The sequence below is a fragment of the Aminobacter sp. J41 genome (assembly GCF_000526635.1).
Classification (GTDB): domain Bacteria; phylum Pseudomonadota; class Alphaproteobacteria; order Rhizobiales; family Rhizobiaceae; genus Aerobium.
The window spans coordinates 1-18,477 of record NZ_JAGL01000038.1; the positions used below are offsets into that span (position 1 = coordinate 1).

Annotated in this window: 15 protein-coding genes and 2 tRNA genes; 5 read left to right on the plus strand and 12 right to left on the minus strand. The window is 63.9% G+C overall.

Annotated features, from left to right (window positions below; translation table 11 throughout):
* Together L630_RS0117710 and L630_RS0117715 are read left to right on the plus strand one after the other, a co-directional pair.
* The coding region (locus L630_RS0117710) for an ATP-binding protein (RefSeq protein WP_024849557.1) at positions 1 to 252 on the plus strand (252 nt) is incomplete at its 5' end.
* Between the two features lie 93 nt (positions 253 to 345).
* Positions 346 to 684: an SMR family transporter gene (locus L630_RS0117715; RefSeq protein ID WP_024849558.1), complete on the plus strand. Its 339-nt coding sequence runs from the start codon at positions 346 to 348 to the stop codon at positions 682 to 684.
* 188 nt (positions 685 to 872) lie between these two features.
* Here the strand turns inward: L630_RS0117715 and L630_RS0117720 are convergent.
* Positions 873 to 948: transfer RNA gene (locus tag L630_RS0117720), tRNA-Ala, on the minus strand.
* 116 nt (positions 949 to 1,064) lie between these two features.
* Positions 1,065 to 1,442 carry a TIGR02300 family protein gene (locus L630_RS0117725; protein ID WP_024849559.1) on the minus strand — a complete coding sequence of 126 codons (378 nt, stop codon included), beginning with the start codon at positions 1,440 to 1,442 and terminating at the stop codon, positions 1,065 to 1,067.
* A gap of 351 nt (positions 1,443 to 1,793) precedes the next feature.
* On the opposite strand from L630_RS0117725, the gene L630_RS0117730 reads away from it, so the two are divergent.
* A tRNA-Leu gene (locus tag L630_RS0117730) sits at positions 1,794 to 1,878 on the plus strand.
* A gap of 360 nt (positions 1,879 to 2,238) precedes the next feature.
* Here the strand turns inward: L630_RS0117730 and msrQ are convergent.
* The 4 genes from msrQ to L630_RS0117750 all read right to left on the minus strand — a co-directional run bounded on the left by msrQ (position 2,239) and on the right by L630_RS0117750 (position 5,137).
* Positions 2,239 to 2,880 carry a protein-methionine-sulfoxide reductase heme-binding subunit MsrQ gene (msrQ, locus tag L630_RS0117735; protein WP_024849560.1) on the minus strand — a complete coding sequence of 214 codons (642 nt, stop codon included), beginning with the start codon at positions 2,878 to 2,880 and terminating at the stop codon, positions 2,239 to 2,241.
* Between the two features lie 2 nt (positions 2,881 to 2,882).
* The gene (msrP, locus tag L630_RS0117740) at positions 2,883 to 3,827 is read right to left on the minus strand and encodes a protein-methionine-sulfoxide reductase catalytic subunit MsrP (RefSeq protein WP_024849561.1); all 945 of its coding nucleotides are present in this window, start codon (positions 3,825 to 3,827) and stop codon (positions 2,883 to 2,885) included.
* A 126-nt stretch (positions 3,828 to 3,953) separates the two neighbouring features.
* The gene (locus L630_RS0117745; RefSeq protein WP_024849562.1) at positions 3,954 to 4,259 is read right to left on the minus strand and encodes a helix-turn-helix transcriptional regulator; all 306 of its coding nucleotides are present in this window, start codon (positions 4,257 to 4,259) and stop codon (positions 3,954 to 3,956) included.
* A 23-nt stretch (positions 4,260 to 4,282) separates the two neighbouring features.
* Positions 4,283 to 5,137: an endonuclease/exonuclease/phosphatase family protein gene (locus L630_RS0117750; RefSeq protein WP_084466193.1), complete on the minus strand. Its 855-nt coding sequence runs from the start codon at positions 5,135 to 5,137 to the stop codon at positions 4,283 to 4,285.
* 229 nt (positions 5,138 to 5,366) lie between these two features.
* Here L630_RS0117750 and L630_RS0117755 point away from each other — a divergent pair, with 229 nt between their 5' ends.
* Positions 5,367 to 5,813 (plus strand): TadE/TadG family type IV pilus assembly protein, encoded by a 447-nt coding sequence (locus L630_RS0117755; RefSeq protein WP_024849564.1) that lies wholly within the window; start codon positions 5,367 to 5,369, stop codon positions 5,811 to 5,813.
* Positions 5,813 to 7,540 (plus strand): pilus assembly protein TadG-related protein, encoded by a 1,728-nt coding sequence (locus L630_RS0117760; RefSeq protein ID WP_024849565.1) that lies wholly within the window; start codon positions 5,813 to 5,815, stop codon positions 7,538 to 7,540. The genes L630_RS0117755 and L630_RS0117760 overlap by 1 nt, the downstream gene beginning before the upstream one ends.
* A gap of 1 nt (position 7,541) precedes the next feature.
* Here L630_RS0117760 and glgX read toward each other — a convergent pair whose 3' ends face one another.
* From glgX to L630_RS0117790, 6 genes are read right to left on the minus strand one after another with little or no spacing between them, the layout of a single operon-like run.
* Positions 7,542 to 9,380 carry a glycogen debranching protein GlgX gene (gene glgX, locus L630_RS0117765; protein ID WP_024849566.1) on the minus strand — a complete coding sequence of 613 codons (1,839 nt, stop codon included), beginning with the start codon at positions 9,378 to 9,380 and terminating at the stop codon, positions 7,542 to 7,544.
* The gene (locus L630_RS0117770; RefSeq protein ID WP_024849567.1) at positions 9,380 to 11,008 is read right to left on the minus strand and encodes an alpha-D-glucose phosphate-specific phosphoglucomutase; all 1,629 of its coding nucleotides are present in this window, start codon (positions 11,006 to 11,008) and stop codon (positions 9,380 to 9,382) included. The genes glgX and L630_RS0117770 overlap by 1 nt, the downstream gene beginning before the upstream one ends.
* A 3-nt stretch (positions 11,009 to 11,011) precedes the next feature.
* On the minus strand, positions 11,012 to 12,454 hold the full coding sequence (gene glgA, locus L630_RS0117775) for a glycogen synthase GlgA (RefSeq protein ID WP_024849568.1): 1,443 nt from the start codon (positions 12,452 to 12,454) through the stop codon (positions 11,012 to 11,014).
* Between the two features lie 4 nt (positions 12,455 to 12,458).
* Positions 12,459 to 13,721, minus strand: a complete 1,263-nt coding sequence (glgC, locus tag L630_RS0117780) for a glucose-1-phosphate adenylyltransferase (protein WP_024849569.1) — start codon at positions 13,719 to 13,721, stop codon at positions 12,459 to 12,461.
* Positions 13,722 to 13,739: 18 nt separating this feature from the next.
* Entirely contained in the window at positions 13,740 to 15,920 is a 2,181-nt protein-coding gene (glgB, locus tag L630_RS0117785; protein WP_024849570.1) for a 1,4-alpha-glucan branching protein GlgB, read from the minus strand.
* Positions 15,917 to 18,382, minus strand: a complete 2,466-nt coding sequence (locus L630_RS0117790) for a glycogen/starch/alpha-glucan phosphorylase (RefSeq protein ID WP_051473344.1) — start codon at positions 18,380 to 18,382, stop codon at positions 15,917 to 15,919. The genes glgB and L630_RS0117790 overlap by 4 nt, the downstream gene beginning before the upstream one ends.
* Positions 18,383 to 18,477: the final 95 nt, after the last annotated feature.

The following is an 18,477-nucleotide window of genomic DNA, read 5'->3' on the forward strand; positions in this document are numbered from 1 at the left end:
GGCGGGGCGCTGCTGTTCCATCTGCTGAGCACGCTCTACGAGCGCACCAGCGTCGTCATCACCACCAACCTCAGCTTCAGCGAATGGGCGACCGTCTTCGGCGACGCCAAGATGACGACGGCGCTGCTCGATCGGCTCACCCATCACTGCCACATCCTGGAGACCGGAAACGACAGCTTCCGCTTCAAGAACAGCTCTGCCCAGACCACACCGACAAAGAAGGAGAAAGCACCCACCTTGACTAAGTCCTGAGACCCAAACCATACATGAAGGCGGGTCACTTCTCGGCGAAAATCCCGGGTCAACTCTCAGCGGAAATCAACACTCCATGCTCAGATGCGAATCATGCAGCTGAAGTCGCACCTGATTCTTCTTGGCGCAATCATCGCCGAGGTCGTCGCCACCACCGCGCTCTCGCGCTCCGACAATTTTAGCCGTCTCGTTCCCAGCCTCATCGCCATTGGCGGCTATGCTGCCGCCTTCTGGCTGCTTTCCTTCCCGCTGCGCACGATGCCGACGGGCATTGTCTATGCGATCTGGTCAGGCATGGGCATCGTGCTGATCACGGCGGTCGCCTGGGTGCTTTACCGCCAGTCGCTCGACCTCGCCGCGCTGGCCGGCATGGGGCTCATTCTGGCGGGCGTGCTGGTCATCAACCTCTTCTCCCGCTCCCTGCCCCACTGAGGCGCCGGAAGCCCGCCAGCGGCCTTCTGCGGGGCGTTACGCGGCCTCCGCAGCCCTGCCCTGCTGCGCCACGCCCGCGCGCCGCTGCAAGCGCCGTGAAAGGGCGCAGACATGCCAAAGCGCGCCCGGCAAATCGGCCTTAGGCCATTGCCCGCGTTCTGAAAAATTTCTTCGATGTCGAGGAGGATTGGTGGAGCCAAGCGGGATCGAACCGCTGACCTCCTGCATGCCATGCAGGCGCTCTCCCAGCTGAGCTATGGCCCCCTGTCGCCGTCTTTCCGGCGTGTCGCTCGGTGATCTGTCGTTCACCTCGTGTGCGGCGGCTTCTAGCGCCGCCGCTCACGAAGATCAAGCCTCTTTTCGAGGCCTGTGCGATTTTTTTATGCCTCGTCGTCGTCGTCGCCGACGGAGATGATGCCGGTGACGTCGTCTTCGTCTTCCTCGTCGTCGGCCAGGAAGGTGTCGTCGTCGTCGCCGAGGTCGACGTCGTCGTCATCGCCGAGCGCGATGTCGTCTGCGCCCTTGGTCTCGTCATCCGCGTCTTCCAGCGAGACGAGCTCAGGCGCGCCGTCCTCGATGTCCAGCTCCTTGTCCTCGACCTCGTCCTCGAGATCCGGCACGGCCGAATTGCTCTCGAAGTAGGAACGCGGATAGGACTGACCGGTGTACGGGGAGACGATCGGGTCCTTGTTGAGATCGTAGAATTTGCGGCCCGTTTCCGGGCAGATGCGCTTGGCGCCGAGTTCGGGTTTTGCCACTGTGCTGCCTCTTGGTCTGCTTGATGGGGAACCGCGCAGGCTCCGGGACGGCGCCAGGGAAATCGCCCTTGCGCAATGGTCCCTTTTCCTTGGAAAAGTTCGGTCCCCTTAACTGTATCTCCATGCTCTGTCAAAGCCTATATGGGCGCTTTCGGCGGCCTCGCCAACCTGTTTTTGCGCGGGTTCGCAAACGCCTTTCGCGGGCCTTCGATGCCCCTTTCCTGTGCGTTGCAGCAAAGAGTTCACAACGGAGTGAAAAATCCGCGAGAAGGCAGTTGACAGCAAAGCGCCGTCCGCTTACATCGGCGCCACACCAGACGCGACGCACTTCTCCGCTTCGCGTTGTCACTGGCCCAGGTGGCGGAATTGGTAGACGCGCACGGTTCAGGTCCGTGTGCCGCGAGGCGTGGAGGTTCGAGTCCTCTCCTGGGCACCATTTCCCAACGAAAAGCCGTGTAAACTTCGAACGTTACCGGGTTTTCGCGCGCCTGCACTCCAGCCGGAAACAATTGCTTCGTCAGCGGACACCAGAGACCGCCGCGCTCGGCGCGCGCCGCTGCTGGGCAGCGGATTCCCTCCCGCCTGGTTCGGGCAATTGGCGCTCGCGCACGCCTCCGCGACACACGCGGACCGCGCCTTTCTGCAACCTGCGGTACACATGCGGTTCGTGGCGAATCGCTCAGCCGGCATCTACGCTGGATGGTGTCGGCGCAACATGGATAGCCCCCGCGCCAGTAGCACCGGCAGCCTCGCTCGCGCGGGGCTTTTTTCTTTGCGGGCGGTGTGGGCGGGATTACTACCCCATCCGTCTCGATGCCACCGGCGCCGCCCCTTGCGCGCGACGTTCCTTCTTCCACCGCATCACGGAGGGCCGCAGCGGGCGGTAGGCCACCAGCAGCACCGCCAGCGCGAAGTAGGTGGCGGGTTCGACGGTGACCACCTTCACCGCCATCGTGTAGTGCAGCGCGCCGCCCAGCACGATCGCGTAGACCAGCTTGTGCAGCCTGTTCCAGCGCGAGCCGAGCTTGCGAATCGACCAGTTGTTGGAGGTCAGTGCCAGCGGCAGCAGCAGCACCAGGCAGGCCATGCCGATGGTGATGAACGGGCGTTTGGCGATGTCCTTGCCGATCTCGGGGAAATTGAGCTGCTGGTCGAGCAGCATGTAGGTCGAAAAGTGCATCAGCACGTACCAGAAGGCGAGCAGCCCCAGCGCACGCCGGTAGCGGACGAGGTTGATGCCGAACAGATCGCGCAGAGGCGTGACCGCCAGCGTTGCCAGCAGGAAGCGCAGCGCCCAGGTGCCCAACAGGTGCTCGAAGATTTTCACCGCGTTGCCGGGCAGCTGGCCCGTCGCGCCCAGCCAAAAATACCAGACGGCCGGAACGAACCCCACAGCGTAGAGGAGCCAGATGCTGGCCGGCTTCCACCAACGGGGCATGGTCAGTAGAACTTCCGCAGATCCATGCCCTCGTAAAGGCTTGCGACCTGTTCGGCGTAACCGTTGAAGGGCAGCGTGTCGCGGCGGGCCGCGCCGAAGAAGCCGCCCTCGCCGATGCGGATTTCGCTCGCCTGGCTCCAGCGCGGATGGTCGACCGCCGGATTCACATTGGCGTAGAAGCCGTATTCGTGCGGCGCCATCTTGTTCCAGGTTGACGGCGGCTCTTCCTCGACCAGCGAAATGCGCACGATCGACTTGATGCCTTTGAAGCCGTACTTCCACGGCACGACAAGCCGCACCGGCGCGCCGTTCTGATTGAGCAGCGTGCGGCCGTAGAGGCCGACGGCAAGAATCGCCAGCGGATTGCGCGCCTCGTCGAGCCGCAGGCCCTCAAGGTACGGCCACTTGAGCGCGCCGAACAGGATGCTGCGCTGGCCGGGCATTTCCTCCGGGCGCACCACCGTTTCGAAGGCGACGTATTTGGCGCTCCCCAGCGGCTCGACCCGGTCAAGAATCTTTGACAGCGGGAAGCCGATCCAGGGAATCACCATCGACCAGGCCTCGACGCAGCGCATGCGGTAGACGCGCTCCTCGAGCCCCAGGGCCATCAGGTCGTCGACGTCGAGCGTCGTTGGCTTGGAAACGAGTCCATCTACCTTGATCGTCCACGGCTCCGGCCTGAAGTCCGCCGAGCGGTTAGAGGGATCTTCCTTGCCCGTGCCGAACTCGTAGAAATTGTTGTAGGTGGTGATGTCCGCGAAGGTCGACCAGGCCTCCTCGGTGCCGTAGGGCCCGGGCTTGTAGTCAAGGTTGGCGGCAAGAGCCGGCAGGGGCAGCAGCGATGCGGCGGCAGCGCCCATGGCACCGCCAAGGAATTTGCGGCGGTTGAAGTAGAATTCTTCCGGCGTGATCTCGGACGATGGAATGCGAGGAATCTTATTTGGCATGCCGGCCTCCCCTGCCTGCGCCGCCCGGCGCATCAAATGCAGGCCCGCAGGACAACAAGTTTTCGCCAGCCCGGCAAGAGCCCGGGCGACCACAATTCGGTGTTCGGTCGTGATCGCTGCCGCGATTTAGGGAACGTCGTCCTGTCCGACGATGCCGCCCTCGTTTTCGAGGGTTGCGATTCGCCTCGTCTCGAATGCGGTGAATTTCAGCCGGACGCCGAGGCCACCGAAAGCATCTTCGGGAAGGAACACGACGCCCGCCTCTTCAAGGCATCGCTGAAGCTTCGAGACCACCGCCGGATCCGGCTCATCCAGTCGGCGCTCGAAGCGGGCGATGATCTCAGCATCGACACCGGAAAGATCTGCTAGCGCGTCGCGCGTCAAGTCGGCCAGCGCCCGTGCGGCCAGGCATTGCGAATGCGTGATCGTCATGGCCCCTCCTCCAGGTTTGACGGTCAGGCTGCCTCTCGGTCGTCTCCCTCCGCCTTCAGCGCCTCGGCCAGGCGGATGTTGGCCTTGATCGGCAGGTGGTCCGAGGCAACGCGGGCGAGCGGCGTGTCGTGCAGCTCGACGCCGGCAATCAGGTGGTGCGGCTTCGCCAACACCCGGTCGAGCGCAAGCAGCGGAAAGCCCGATGGAAAGCTCGGCACGGTCGCATGCAGCGGCCCGAAGGCCGGAGCCAGCTTCTGCAGCGACGAGCGGCGGCCGAGCCGCCATTCATTCAGGTCACCCATCAGCAGCGTCGGACGGCCATCGTGGGCCTCGGCCTCCGCAAGCAGCGTCTCCACCTGCTTTGCGCGCGAGCGGCGCAGGAGCCCCAAATGCGCGGCGATGATGCGCAGCGGGCCCGCCTTCAGCGTCACGTCGATGACCAGCGCGCCGCGCGGTTCGACCCCGGGCAGGTCAAGCTGCCGTGTGGCAGTAACCGAGCCTTCGCGAAACAGGATGATGTTGCCGTGCCAGCCGTGGTTCTGGTTCGGCTCCAGCGGCGGAACGGCGATCAGGCCGCATTCGCGCTCCAGCACCTTGAGGTCGAGCAGGCAAATGCGCTCGCCAAAGCGCTGGGTCGCCTCCTGCAGCGCCACGACGTCGGCATCGATTTCGCGCAGCACCGAGACGATGCGCGCCGGGTCGAAGCGCCGGTCGCGGCCCACGCCCTTGTGGATGTTGTAGGAGGCGATCAGCGTGTCGCCGCGCGGTTCACCGCTGTGATGGATGACGTGGGAAGTCGGCCGCCCCCTCGCCTTTGCCAATCCGAATACGCTTTCTTTCCACTTGAGGGTCAGGGCGTTCCGTCTGGCCGAGGTCATGGTGGGGTCGGTTCCTCTTCTTGCTGCGGACAATGTAATCACGCGTTTCCCGCTATTCCATGATGCCATGGCGGAAACATGATTGTGCGACAATTTCTTCCATAACGCGCAGGCAAAGAGGACGTTGCTTGTTCTCAACTGCCCAAGCGGAAGAAAATGCAATCGGGATCAACTGACGGTTGCATGGAGGCAAAACCCTTCCCTCACTGCGTAATGCTCAAATGCGGGCATGGGCAGGGACACGAGACATTATCCTGGAGAAGAAAGGTTCAGCACCGCGACCTCCGGCGCAACGGCGGTCGAATTCGCGATGCTGGCCCCCCTCTATCTCCTTCTTTTCCTGGGCATGACGGCCTACGGCATCTTCTTCGGCGCCAGCCACTCGGTGCAGCAGCTGGCGGCGGACTCGGCGCGGGCAGCGATCGCCGGCCTCGACAGCACGGAACGGCGGCAGCTTGCGGAAGGCTACATCGCCCGCAATGCCAGCGGCTATCTCTTCATCGACCCGGCGAAGCTACAGGTCAGAGTGGGCGACAGTCCGGCAGACCCCAACCAGTTCGATGTTGAGGTCAGCTACGACGCACGCAACCTGCCGATCTGGGGGCTGTTCGACCGGCTCGCCATGCCGGACACCACCATCTCACGGCGCTCCACCATCCGCATCGGAGGCATGTGATGCGGCAGCGTGCGGCCTCGCTTTTCGGCCGGTTCCTTCGGTCAACCTCGGGGCAGTTCGCGCTGATGACGGCGATCACTGCCCCGGCAGCCGTCGTGCTTGCAGCAGTCGCCGTCGACAGCGGCTCGCTCTATGTCGAAAAGCGCCGTGCGCAGGCGCTTGCAGACCTCGCAGCCATCGCCGCCGCGTCCAACATCGACAAGGCGCCGCAGCAGGCGCTGGCGATGCTGAGCGACAACGGCGTTTCGGCCACTATTGCCAGTAATACCGGCGACTTCGCCAAGCCGGGCGGCAACGACCGCATCGTTGTAACCACGGGCCGTTACAAGTCGGACAAGTCGCTCGATCCGGCTGACCGCTACACCGCAAACGCGCCCTTGAAGAATGCGGCCAGGGTGACCTACCGCACCATCGGTACGCGCTACTTTGCCGGCTCCATCATCCCGGCGCCGGAGATCATCGTTACCGCCACGGCAGCCTCGACCCCGGCCGCCGCCTTTTCCATCGGCTCGCGTCTGGCGGCGGTCAATGACGGCATCCTCAACGCGTTGCTCAAGGGCCTGACCGGTTCGCAGATCTCGCTGACCGTGATGGACTACAACGCGCTGTTGAACGCCAATGTCAGCCTCCTCGACTTTCTCGACGCGCTGGCTCTTGAGGTAGGTCTCACCGCCGGCAGCTACGAGGAAGTCCTCGATACCCAGGTCACCATCGGGCAGGTCGCCAAGGCGCTAAAGAATTCCGGCGGCAGTGGCGCCCTGCTTGCGCCGCTCGGCAAGCTGGTCAACGCGCTGACCAATGGTTCCGTCCTGCCGATCAAGCTGTCCGACATCATCGACTTCGGCGACGGCCAGCTGGCGCAGGCGGCGCTCCGCCAGATCGGGGTCGACGTGAACGTCATGGAAATACTGATGCTGAGCGCAATCCTTGCCGGCAAGGGCAAGCAGGTCGGGCTTGATCTCGGCGTGCAGACGGGCGGGTTGCTGGACGTCTCGGTGTCGCTCGCCATCGGCGAGCCACCGCAGCGCTCGCCTTGGTTCGCGGTCGGAGAGGCGGGCACACTGGTGCGCACCGCGCAGACGCGGCTGACTGCCACGGTCGACATCGGCATGCCGGGCAGCCTGCTCAGCCTTCTCGGCACCCGCATCCGCTTGCCGCTCTATCTCGAGGTCGCCTTCGCCGAGGCACAGCTGAAGAGCATTACCTGCCCCACCGGCCGGCGAGACAGCCTGAAGGTTCAGGTCGACGCGCGGCCCGGCGTGGTCAACCTGTTCCTCGCCGAGGTCGACAAGTCGAAGCTCGGCAATTTCGGCAGCCCGATGGCGCGTTCGACGGCAAAGCTCGTCCAGGTGCCGCTGGTCAGCATCACCGGCCAGGCACACGCCGAAATGTCGAACATCGCTTACAAGACGCTGACCTTCACCGCTGCCGACATCGACAGCGGCAAGGTCCGCAAGGTCAACACCAAGGACTACGTGACGTCGCTGACGACGTCACTTTTCTCCAGCCTGTCGCTCACGGCGAATGTCGAGCTTGGTCTGCTCAACCTGCCGCTGCTCACGCTGCCCTCGAACACGCTGGCTTTGCTTGGCCAGGCGATCAAGGGCGTGGCGCAGCCGATCGACAACCTCCTCTACACACTGCTTTCGGCGCTTGGCGTCTCACTCGGCGAGGCGGAGATCAAGGTCCACGGCGCAACCTGCGGCCGTGCGGTGCTGGTGCAGTAGTTCAGCAGTCTAACCGGAAGCCACTCGCCTCGTCGGCGATCGACCCGCCGTCGGGCCCGAACCGGATCAGCAACGGTCCGAGCCTCATCGCGAGGCTGCGATTGTGCCAGTCTTCCCAATTGTCGACCGTCATCGGCTGCCCGTTCTCATCTAGCCAGGTCACGTCCGCGTCTGTGAGAAACGCTGTCTGCCGCAGCACCGGATAGCGCTCGCGCATCTCCGCCAGCTGCGCGACGAACACCTCAAGTTCCCGGTCACGGTTCTCCCAGTCGAGCCAGGTGATTTCATTGTCCTGCGCGTAGGCGTTATTATTGCCGCGCTGGCTGCGGCCGAACTCGTCGCCGGCGGTAAGCATGATCGTGCCTCGCGAGACAAACAGCGTCGCAAGCAGCCGTCGCAGCGAGCGCGCGCGTGCCGCAAGCACCTCCGGCTGGTCCGTCGGCCCTTCGACGCCGTGGTTCCACGACAGATTGTCGTTGTGGCCGTCGCGATTGTCCTCGCCATTCGCCTCGTTGTGCTTGCGCTCGTAAGCGACGAGGTCGGCGAGCGTCATGCCGTCATGCGCGGCAAGGAAGTTGACGGTGCGCGTCCCCTCACCCGCAAACACATCCGACGAGCCCGCCAGCCGCGTCGCCAGCGCCGGTACCGTGCCATGGTCGCCGCGCCAGAACCGGCGGACGTCGTCGCGATAGCGGTCGTTCCACTCGAGGAATTTTGGCGGGAAGCGCCCGAGCTGGTATCCGCCCGGGCCAATGTCCCATGGTTCGGCGATCAGCACCCGGCTGCCGATCTCGGGATCAGCAATCATTGCCTTGAGCATCGGCGCGTTCGGGTCAAAGCTGAACCGCGTGCGCCCCAGTACCGGCGCAAGATCGAAGCGAAAGCCGTCGACGCCCGCATAGCGAATGAAGGCCCGCAGCGAATCCAGTACCAGCTGCTGCGTCGCCGGATGCTCGCAGTCGAGCGTGTTGCCGGTGCCGGTGTCGTTGATAAGCGTGCCATCATCCGCGTGGCGGAAATAGGCGCGCGCATCGAGCCCGCGCAGCGACAGCGTCGTACCCTTCTCGTCACTTTCGGCGGTATGGTTGAAGACGACGTCGACGATGACACCGATGCCGTTCTCATGCAGCGCCCGCACCGTCTGCCGAAGCTCTCCCCATCCACCCGGCGCCAGTCGCGGGTCGAGTGCCATGAAGGTTACCGGGTTGTAACCCCAGGCGTTGCTGAGCCCGAGCGGCGGCAGGTGCCGCTCATCCATCCATTCCGTCACCGGCATCAGTTCCACCGCGCTCACGCGCAGCTTTCGCAGATGCTCGATGATAGCGGGATGCGCCAGCGCGGCGATGGTGCCGCGCTGTTGTTCCGGAATGTCGGGATGAAGTTTCGTGAAGCCCCGGACGTTGATTTCGTAGATCAGGCCGCCGGGGGAAAACCGTGGCGGCTCGAGCGGCACGCGCTCCGGAGCCGTCACTACCGCCTTAGGCAGCAACGGTGCGGTATCGATGCCCTCCGCGCGCGCCACGCCGAGCCGGGGGTCGTAGTGGAACCGCCCGTCGACCTCGAGAGCGTAGGGATCGATCAGCAGCTTTTGCGGATCGAACCAGAGTCCGGCCTTCGGATCGTAAGGACCATCGGCGCGATAGCCGTAGCGCTGCCCTGGGCCGATGTCCGGTACGAAAGCGGTGAACACATCACCCTGCCGTGCCATCTCGACACGGTCGGTCTCGGCCCCGCCGCCATCGAACAGCGAGACCCACATCCGCGCGGCGTGGTGCGACCAGACGGAGAAGCGAACTCCTCCGTCCTCGATCGGGGCGCCGAGCGGCGTGGCCGGCTGCATCAGGTGATGACGGTCGGGCCGGTGCGCCCGGTATGCCGGCGGATGCCTGCAATCTTGTCGGCCGCTGCGATCAGGTCGGCCAGCGCTTCCTGCGTCTCGATGCCATGCTTGCCCGGATCTGGCTCAAACCGCTCGATATAGACGCGGATCGTGGCGCCCGAAGTGCCGGTGCCCGACAGGCGGAAGACGATGCGCGAGCCGCCGGCAAAGCCGATGCGGATGCCCTGGTTCGAGCTCACCGAGCCGTCGACCGGATCGTGGTAGGAGAAGTCGTCCGCCGTCTCGATGGTCAGGTGCCCGACCGTCGTGCCAGGCAGCTCCGGCAGCTTGGCGCGCAGGTCGTCCATCAGCGCGTTCGCGTCCTTGGTATCAACTGCCTCGTAATCGTGACGGGAATAGTAATTGCGGCCGTAGGTCGCCCAGTGCTTGGCGACGATGTCGCGCACGCTCTCTCCACGCACGGCGAGGATGTTGAGCCACAGCAAAACCGCCCAGAGCCCGTCCTTCTCGCGCACGTGGTCCGAACCCGTTCCCGCGCTCTCCTCGCCGCAGATCGTCGCCAACCCCGCGTCGAGCAGGTTGCCGAAGAACTTCCAGCCCGTCGGCGTCTCGTAGATGCCGATGCCCAGCTTTTCTGCCACGCGGTCGGCAGCCGCGCTGGTCGGCATCGAGCGCGCAATGCCCTTGATGCCCCCTGCATAGCCCGGCGCCAGATGCGCGTTCGCCGCCAGCACCGCCAGCGAATCGGACGGGGTCACGAAGATTCCCTTGCCGATAATGAGGTTGCGGTCGCCGTCGCCATCGGACGCAGCACCAAAGTCTGGCGCGTTCGGCGACATCATCAGCTCGTAAAGGTCGCGCGCGTGGACGAGATTCGGGTCCGGATGATGCCCGCCGAAATCCTCGAGCGGCTGCGCGTTGCGCGCCGTTCCCGGCTCTGCCCCAAGCCGTTTCTCAAGGATCTCGACTGCGTAAGGCCCCGTCACCGCGTGCATCGCGTCGTAGACCATGCGGAAGCCGCCCGCGAACAGCTTGCGGATCGCGTCGAAGTCGAACAGGGTCTCCATCAGCTCGGCATAGTCGGTGACCGGATCGATCACCTCGACCGTCATCTCGCCGAGCGTGGCGGTGCCGATCGTGTCGATGTCGACGTCGGGCGCATTGACGATCGCGTAGCGGTCAATCTCGCGGCTGCGGGCATAGATCGCCTCGGTCACCTTTTCAGGTGCCGGGCCGCCATTGCCGACATTGTACTTGATGCCGAAGTCCTCGTTCGGCCCGCCGGGGTTGTGGCTCGCCGACAGGATGATGCCGCCGAACGCACGGTTCTTGCGGATAAGGTTGGAAGCCGCCGGCGTCGACAGGATGCCGCCTCTGCCGACCAGCACGCGTCCGAAACCGTTCGCCGCCGCCATCTTGATCGCTGTCTGGATCGTCTCGCGGTTGAAGTAGCGGCCGTCGCCGCCGATCACCAGCGTCTCGCCGCGATAGCCCGCCACCGAGTCGAAGATCGACTGGATGAAATTCTCGATATAGTTCTTCTGCTGGAAGACCGGCACTTTCTTGCGAAGGCCGGAGGTCCCTGGCTTCTGGTCTGTGTAAGGTGTTGTTTCTATTATCTTGATCATCCCTTACTCCTTCGATGCCAAAGCGCGGAAGAGCTTGGCGTATTCCGCCGCGCTTGCATCCCATGAAACGTCGGTCTTCATCGCCTGCCGCTGCAGGGCAGACCATGCCTTCCTGTGGCGAAAAACCGTCATCAGCCGGTGTAGCCCTTCGACCATGGCGTCGCCGGAGCCCGGCGCAAACTGGAAACCGGTCGCGACTCCCGCAGCCAGCGCCGCGTGGTTGGCGTCGATTATGGTGTCAGCAAGGCCGCCGGTGCGCGCCACCGCCGGAATGCACCCATATCTGAGGCCGTAGAGCTGCGTCAGGCCGCATGGTTCGAAGCGCGACGGAATCAGGATCGCATCGGCGCCGCCCTGTAGCAGATGCGCGAGAGCCTCGTCATAGCCGGTGACGACGCCGACGCGCCCTGCATGACGTGACGCAGCTGCGATGAACGCACCTTCCAGCGCGGCATCTCCGGAACCGAGGATCGCCAGCTTCGCGCCAAGGCCGACGATGCGCCCGACCTCGGCGGCAAGAATGTCCATGCCCTTCTGCCAGGTCAGGCGTGAGATCACGCAGATGATTGGCGAGGCATCGTCATCGAGTTGAAAACGCTCGCGGATCGCCCGCCTGTTTTCAGCCCGCCGTGCAAGCGTCTTGGCGGAATAGCGGGCCGCGAGATGCGGGTCCGTCTCCGGGTCCCACTCCTTCGTATCGATGCCGTTGAGGATACCGTAGAGGTCATCCCCGCGCCCGTTGATCAGCCCCTCCAGCCCCATACCGAACTCCGGCGTGCGGATTTCCTGCACATAGGTTGGACTCACGGAGGTGATCGCACTTGCCGCCTGCAGGCCAGCTTTCAGGTAGCCGACACCGCCGAAATATTCGACGCCGTCGATGCTCATCGCCTGCGCCGGCAAGCCGAGCTGCGGGAAGATCGAGGCGGGATAGCGGCCCTGGAAGGCAAGGTTATGCACCGTCATCACCGATGGCGGCGCAGGGCGCTGGTCATAACGCAGGTAGGCCAGCGTCATCGCCGCCTGCCAGTCATGTGCCTGGACAAGATCGGCCGTCCAGTCGCCCGCAGCGCCGAGTGCCACATCCGCCGCCGCGCGCGAAAAGGCTGCGAAGCGGAGCCAGTTGTCCGCCCAATCACTGCCCGTGCCGTCGCCATAGGCGCCGCCGGGCCGATCGAACAGGTGCGGCGCATCGAACACGAGCAGGTCATGTCCATCCAGCTGCGCCGCGATGATGCTCGCCTGCCCGCCGAACAGAGTGTCGTAGCGATGGACGACGGCGGCTTCCGCCGGAAGCCTTCGCTTCACCGCCGGATAGCACGGCAGCATGGTGCGCACGGCGATGCCGTGCGACCCCAGCGCGCGTGGCAACGCGCCCGAAACGTCTGCCAGTCCCCCCGTCTTGATGAAGGGGAACATTTCGGACGCAACCGAAAGAACCTGCATCTGGTCAGTTACCCAGCCTGTCGATCATCGCCTGTGTGATCAGGCGAACCCCGCCTTCTGATACGCGAAACCGCTTCCTGTCCAGTTCCTCGTCAAATCCGACCGAAAGTCCTTCCGGAACGCGCACGCCGCGGTCGAGCACGACCTTCCGGAGCGTCGCATTGCGGCCGATGATGCAGCCCGGCAGCACCACTGCGTCCTCCAGCGACGAGAACGAGTTGACGCGCACGCCGGTGAACAGCAGGCTGCGCTTCAGCGCGGCGCCCGAGACGATGCAATCGCCGGCGATCAGCGACGACACCGCCGTGCCGCGGCGCCCGTCCTCGTCATGCACGAACTTTGCCGGCGGCTTCACCTCGGCGTAGGACCAGATGGGCCAGTCACGGTCGTAGATGTCGAGCTCGGGCGTCACGTCCGTCAGGTCAATGTTCGCTGCCCAATAGGCGTCGATGGTACCGACATCCCGCCAGTAGGCTTCCGCCTCGAGGCTGGAGCGCACGCAGGAATGCGTGAAGCGATGTGCCACCGCCTTACCGTTCTTGACGATGTAGGGGATGATGTCCTTGCCGAAGTCCCGGCTTGAATGCGGGTCGTGCGCATCGCGGCGCAGCTGGTCCATCAGGAATGACGTGCGGAACACGTAGATGCCCATAGACGCCAGCGCGATGTCCGGATTGTCCGGCATGCCGGGCGGATCGGCCGGCTTTTCCACGAACTGGAGGATGCGGCCTTCCTCATCGACATGCATAACGCCGAAGCCGGTCGCGTCCATGCGCGGCACCTCGAGACAGCCGATGGTGACGTCCGCGTTCGAGTCGACGTGCTGGCGCAGCATCAGCTCGTAGTCCATCTTGTAGATGTGGTCGCCGGCCAGGATGACCATGTATTCGGGACCGTAGCCCTCGATGATGTCGATGTTCTGGTAGACGGCATCGGCCGTGCCTTCGTACCACTGCGTCTCCGATACGCGCTGGCTGGCTGGCAGGATGTCGAAGCTCTCGTTTCGCTCGACGCGGAAGAAGTTCCAGCCGCGCTGGAGGTGGCGGATCAGCGAATGCGCCTTGTACTGGGTGGCGACGCCGATGCGGCGGATGCCCGAGTTCAGGGCGTTGGAGAGGGCAAAGTCGATGATGCGCGTCTTGCCGCCAAAATAGACCGCGGGCTTGGCTCGCGTGTCCGTCAGTTCGTGGAGCCGGCTCCCGCGCCCGCCCGCAAGCACGTATGCCATGGCGTCGCGCGCCAGTGGCTGAGGCCTCTTCTCCATCAGTGTTCCTCCCTCAGGCGGTCAGCCCGTGTATTCCAGTATAAGCGTCGCGAGCGGCGGCAGTGAAATTTCCGCCTTCCCTCCGGTTGCCACGACCTTCCCACCATTTCCTTTGCCACTGCCCCCATAGATTTCTGCGTCTGTGTTGATGGCTTCGCGCCATGTCCCGTCTCGGGGCATGGGCACGACGTAACCGTCGCGCGGTACCGGCGTGAAATTGCTGATGACGACGACGCTGGGTGCGTCCGGTGCCTTGCGTTCCCAGGCAAACACCGAATGCTGGTCATCGTCAGCGATCAGCCACTCAAACCCCTCCCCTTCGCAGTCGCGCGCATGCAAGGCCGGAAGTTCGCGATACACGCGGTTGAGATCCTGTATGAGGCGCCGAATTCCGTCGTGCGCCGGATTTTCGAGCAGGTGCCAGTCGAGCCCGCGTTCCTCGCTCCACTCGCGAAGCTGGGCGAACTCCTGGCCCATGAACAACAGCTTCTTTCCGGGGTAGCCCCACATGAAAGCGTAGTAGGTGCGCAGGTTGGCAAACCGCTGCCACTCGTCGCCGGACATCTTGTTGATCAGCGACCGCTTGCCGTGCACCACCTCGTCATGGCTGAGCGGCAGCACGAAGTTCTCCGAGAAGGCGTAGAGCAGGCCGAAGGTGATGTCGCGGTGGTGGAACTTCCGGTGGACGGCCTCGTGGCTCATGTAACGCAGCGTGTCGTTCATGAACCCCATGTTCCACTTGAAGCCGAAGCCGAGCCCGCCTTCGTGAACGGGATGCGAAACTTTGGGCCACGACGTGGATTCCTCGGCAATCGTCATGATGCCGGGATGGGCGCGGTAGACCTCGGAATTCATCTTGCGCAGGAACGCCACCGCGTCGAGGTTCTCGCGCCCGCCCTGCTCGTTGGGGATCCACTCGCCTGCCTTGCGCGAGTAGTCGAGGTAGAGCATCGAGGCCACCGCATCGACCCGCAATCCGTCGACGTGGTACTTCTCCGCCCAATAGAGGGCGTTGTTGACGAGGTAGGCCAGCACTTCCTTGCGGCCGAAATTGTAGATCGCCGTGTGCCAGTCGGGGTGGAAGCCCTTTCGCGGATCGGCATGCTCATAGAGCGCGGTGCCGTCGAACATCGCCAGCCCATGCGCATCCATCGGAAAGTGCGCCGGCACCCAGTCGATGATGACGCCGAGCCCGGCCCGATGTGCGCCATCGACAAACCTTGCAAAGGCTTCCGGTTCGCCAAAGCGCGCCGACGGCGCAAACAGGCCCGTCGTCTGGTAGCCCCATGAAGGGTCGTAAGGATGCTCGCTGATCGGCAGGAACTCGATGTGGGTGAACCCCATGCTGACCGCATACGGGATAAGCTGGTCCGCCAGCTCATCCCACGTCAGGAAGGAGCCGTCTTCAGGCTTTCGCCAGGACCCCGCATGTACCTCGTAGATCGAGATCGGCTGGCGGCGCGGATCGGCGGATTGCCAGAACTCACGATGCGCCTGGTCGCCCCAGTCATGGCTAGGCGGTGCATCGACGATTGACCCGGTTGCCGGACGCAGTTCGGCGCGGAAAGCGAATGGATCGGCCTTGAGCGGCAGCACCTCGCCGCCGGCGCCGAGGATCTCGTATTTGTATATGCAACCGACCGAGACGTCGGGAATGAAAATCTCCCAAATGCCCGTGTCGATGCGCTTGCGCATCGGGTGGCGGCGGCCATCCCAGTCATTGAAGTTACCGACAACAGAGACCCGTTTCGCATTGGGGGCCCAGACGGCAAAATGGACGCCGTCGGCGCCCTCGTGGTGCATGGGGTGCGCGCCCAGCTTGTCGAACAGCCGGAGATGCGAGCCTTCGCCGATGTAGTAGTCGTCCATCGGCCCGAGAACCGGACCGAATGAGTAGGGATCAGTGATCCACCACTCGCCGCCCGCATTGCGCGCACGGTAGCGCAGAACCTGGCGCTTGCTGATCGTCAGCGGGCCCTCAAAAAAGCCGGTCTCGTGGCGGCACTCAAGGTCACCGCATTCCTTGCCGTCCAGCGTATAGGCAGTGACTTCCTCGGCATGCGGAATGAAGCAGCGGGCAACCAGCTTCCTGCCAACCGTCTGTGGTCCCAGCAATGCAAACGGGTCGTCGTGCGTCCCGGCCAGGATGGCCTCGACTTCTGTCTGGGACGCCTTGTACGACTGTCTGCCCGTTGGGTTCATGCTGGTACGCGCCAGATCTCGCTTGCATACTGCCGGATGGTTCGGTCTGAGGAGAACCAGCCCACCCGCGCAGTGTTGTGAATTGCCATCGACTGCCAACGCGCAGGGGTACGCCAAAGTTCATCGACTTGACGCTGTGCAGCCGAATAAGAATCGAAGTCGGCTGCCAGCATGAAGGTGTCGTAGTTGTAGAGACCGGCGATCAGGTCGCGGTAACGGTGAGGATCGTCCGGCGAAAACACGCCGGTGGCGATCGCCTCCAGCGCCTGCTTGAGTTCCGACGACGCCTCGATGACCTCGCGCGGGTTGTAGCCGTGCGTCTTGCGATGCGCGACTTCCTGCGCGGTCAGGCCGAAGATGACGATGTTTGCCTCGCCGACGCACTCGCGGATTTCGACATTCGCGCCGTCGAGCGTGCCGATCGTCAGCGCACCGTTGAGCGCGAACTTCATGTTGCCGGTGCCGGACGCCTCGAGACCCGCGGTCGATATCTGCTCCGACAGGTCGGCCGCCGGGATCATCACCTCCGCCGTCGAAACGTTGTAGTTCGGCACGAACACCACTTTCAGCAGCCCGCGCACCGACGGATCGCTGTTGATCACGCGGGCCACGTCGTTCGCGAGCTTAATGATGAGCTTGGCGTTGTGATAGCTCGGCGCCGCCTTGCCGCCGAAGAACTTCACGCGCGGCATCCAGTCCCGCTCGGGATGCGAGCGGATCTGGTCATAGAGCGACACCGCCTCGACGATGTTGAGGAGCTGGCGCTTGTACTCGTGGATGCGCTTGATCTGCACGTCGAACAGCGCTGACGGGTCGATCTTCAAGCCCATCCGCTCGCCGATCACCTTGACCAGTTGCTCCTTGTTGGCGCGCTTCACGGCAGCGAATTTTTGCTGGAAGACGCTGTCGTCGGCAAAGCGGTCCAGTTCCTCCAACGCGTCGATGTCGTCGAGGAAGCGGTCGCCGATCGCCTCGCGGATCAGCCCGGTCAGCCGGGGGTTGCACTGGAACAGCCAGCGCCGCGGCGTGATGCCGTTGGTCTTGTTGTTGATCCGGTGCGGATAGAGCTTGTGCAGGTCGGCGAACACCGTCTCCTTCATCAGGTCGGTGTGCAGGGCCGACACGCCATTGATCGAGAAGGCGCCAACGAAGGCGAGGTTGCCCATGCGCACGCGCCGCTCGCCGCCTTCATGGATGAGCGAAATCGCGCGGATCTGATCGTCGTTGAAGCGGCCCGACGAGCGCACTTCCAGCAGCACCTCAGCGTTGATCGCGTAGATGATCTGCATGTGGCGCGGCAAAAGCCGCTCGAACAGCGGCACAGGCCAGCTTTCCAGCGCTTCCGGCAGCAGGGTGTGGTTGGTGTAGGCAAAGGTCTTCTTGGTGATGGCCCACGCCTTGTCGAAGTCGAAGCCGTGGACGTCCATCAAAAGCCGCATCAGCTCGGCCACCGCGATCGCCGGATGCGTATCATTGAGGTGGATCGCCGCCTTGTCCGGCAGCGAGGTGAGGTCCGGATATTTCGACAGGTGCCGGCGGACGATGTCCTGAATGGAGGCAGCCGAGAAGAAATATTCCTGGCGCAGGCGCAGCTCCTGGCCTGCCGGGTGGCTGTCCGCTGGATAGAGAACGCGGGTCAGCGCCTCGGCCTTGTTGCTCTCGCGCAGAGCGCCGATGTGGTCGCCAGCGTTGAAGGCGTCGAGCAGGATCGGGTCGACCGGCATCGCCGTCCATAGGCGCAGCGTGTTCACACGCTTGCCGCGCCAGCCGGCAATCGGCGTATCGAACGGAACGGCGAGGAAGCGTTCGGTCGGCTTCCAGACGTGCCGCTCCAGCCGGCCGTCGGGCGCGGTCACTGAGGTGACGCTGCCGCCAAAGCCGATCTCATAGGCACCCTCGCGCCGCTCGAACTCCCACGGGTTGCCGTGGTCGAGCCAGGTTTCCGGCAGTTCAACCTGATAGCCGTCATGGATTTCCTGACGAAACAGGCCGTGGACATAGCGGATACCGTAGCCGTGCGCCGGAATGTCGAGGCTCGCCATTGATTCCATGAAGCAAGCTGCAAGTCGCCCGAGGCCGCCATTGCCGAGTGCGGCGTCCGGCTCCAGCGCGGAGATCAGGTCGATGTCCACATCGTGATACGCCAGCGCCTCGCGCATGTCCTCCATCACGCCGAGGTTCGAGAAGGCGTCGCGCATCAGGCGGCCGATCAGGAACTCCATCGACAGGTAGTAGACACGCTTGTTGCCCTGGTCGTACGCCCGCCTTGTCGACTCGATCCAGCGGTCAACGAGGCGGTCACGCACCACCTTGATCGCGGCGGAAAGCCAGTCATAGCGGGTCGCTACCGATGGCTCCTTGCCCACCCGGTACTTGAGACACTTGATCAGTTCGTCTGCCAGCTGGCGGACGGCATCCTGACGGGGGGCAGCCACGGCTGCGGGAGAAGAAGTCTTGTCCAACGCTCATGTCCTCTGAGCAACGCGACCGAATTTTCGGTGCGAGTATTTGTTCCGACTTCCTCCCTCGACATGGATGCTAGCGGATTGAACGGCCG

Coding starts and splice junctions, on each gene's coding strand:
- L630_RS0117715 (WP_024849558.1), top strand. CDS start 346: ATGCAGCTGAAGTCGCACCTGATTCTTCTTGGCGCAATCATCGCCGAG.
- msrQ (WP_024849560.1), bottom strand. CDS start 2,880: ATGCCCCGTTGGTGGAAGCCGGCCAGCATCTGGCTCCTCTACGCTGTG.
- msrP (WP_024849561.1), bottom strand. CDS start 3,827: ATGCCAAATAAGATTCCTCGCATTCCATCGTCCGAGATCACGCCGGAA.
- L630_RS0117745 (WP_024849562.1), bottom strand. CDS start 4,259: ATGACGATCACGCATTCGCAATGCCTGGCCGCACGGGCGCTGGCCGAC.
- L630_RS0117750 (WP_084466193.1), bottom strand. CDS start 5,137: ATGACCTCGGCCAGACGGAACGCCCTGACCCTCAAGTGGAAAGAAAGC.
- L630_RS0117755 (WP_024849564.1), top strand. CDS start 5,367: ATGGGCAGGGACACGAGACATTATCCTGGAGAAGAAAGGTTCAGCACC.
- L630_RS0117760 (WP_024849565.1), top strand. CDS start 5,813: ATGCGGCAGCGTGCGGCCTCGCTTTTCGGCCGGTTCCTTCGGTCAACC.
- glgX (WP_024849566.1), bottom strand. CDS start 9,380: ATGCAGCCGGCCACGCCGCTCGGCGCCCCGATCGAGGACGGAGGAGTT.
- L630_RS0117770 (WP_024849567.1), bottom strand. CDS start 11,008: ATGATCAAGATAATAGAAACAACACCTTACACAGACCAGAAGCCAGGG.
- glgA (WP_024849568.1), bottom strand. CDS start 12,454: ATGCAGGTTCTTTCGGTTGCGTCCGAAATGTTCCCCTTCATCAAGACG.
- glgB (WP_024849570.1), bottom strand. CDS start 15,920: ATGAACCCAACGGGCAGACAGTCGTACAAGGCGTCCCAGACAGAAGTC.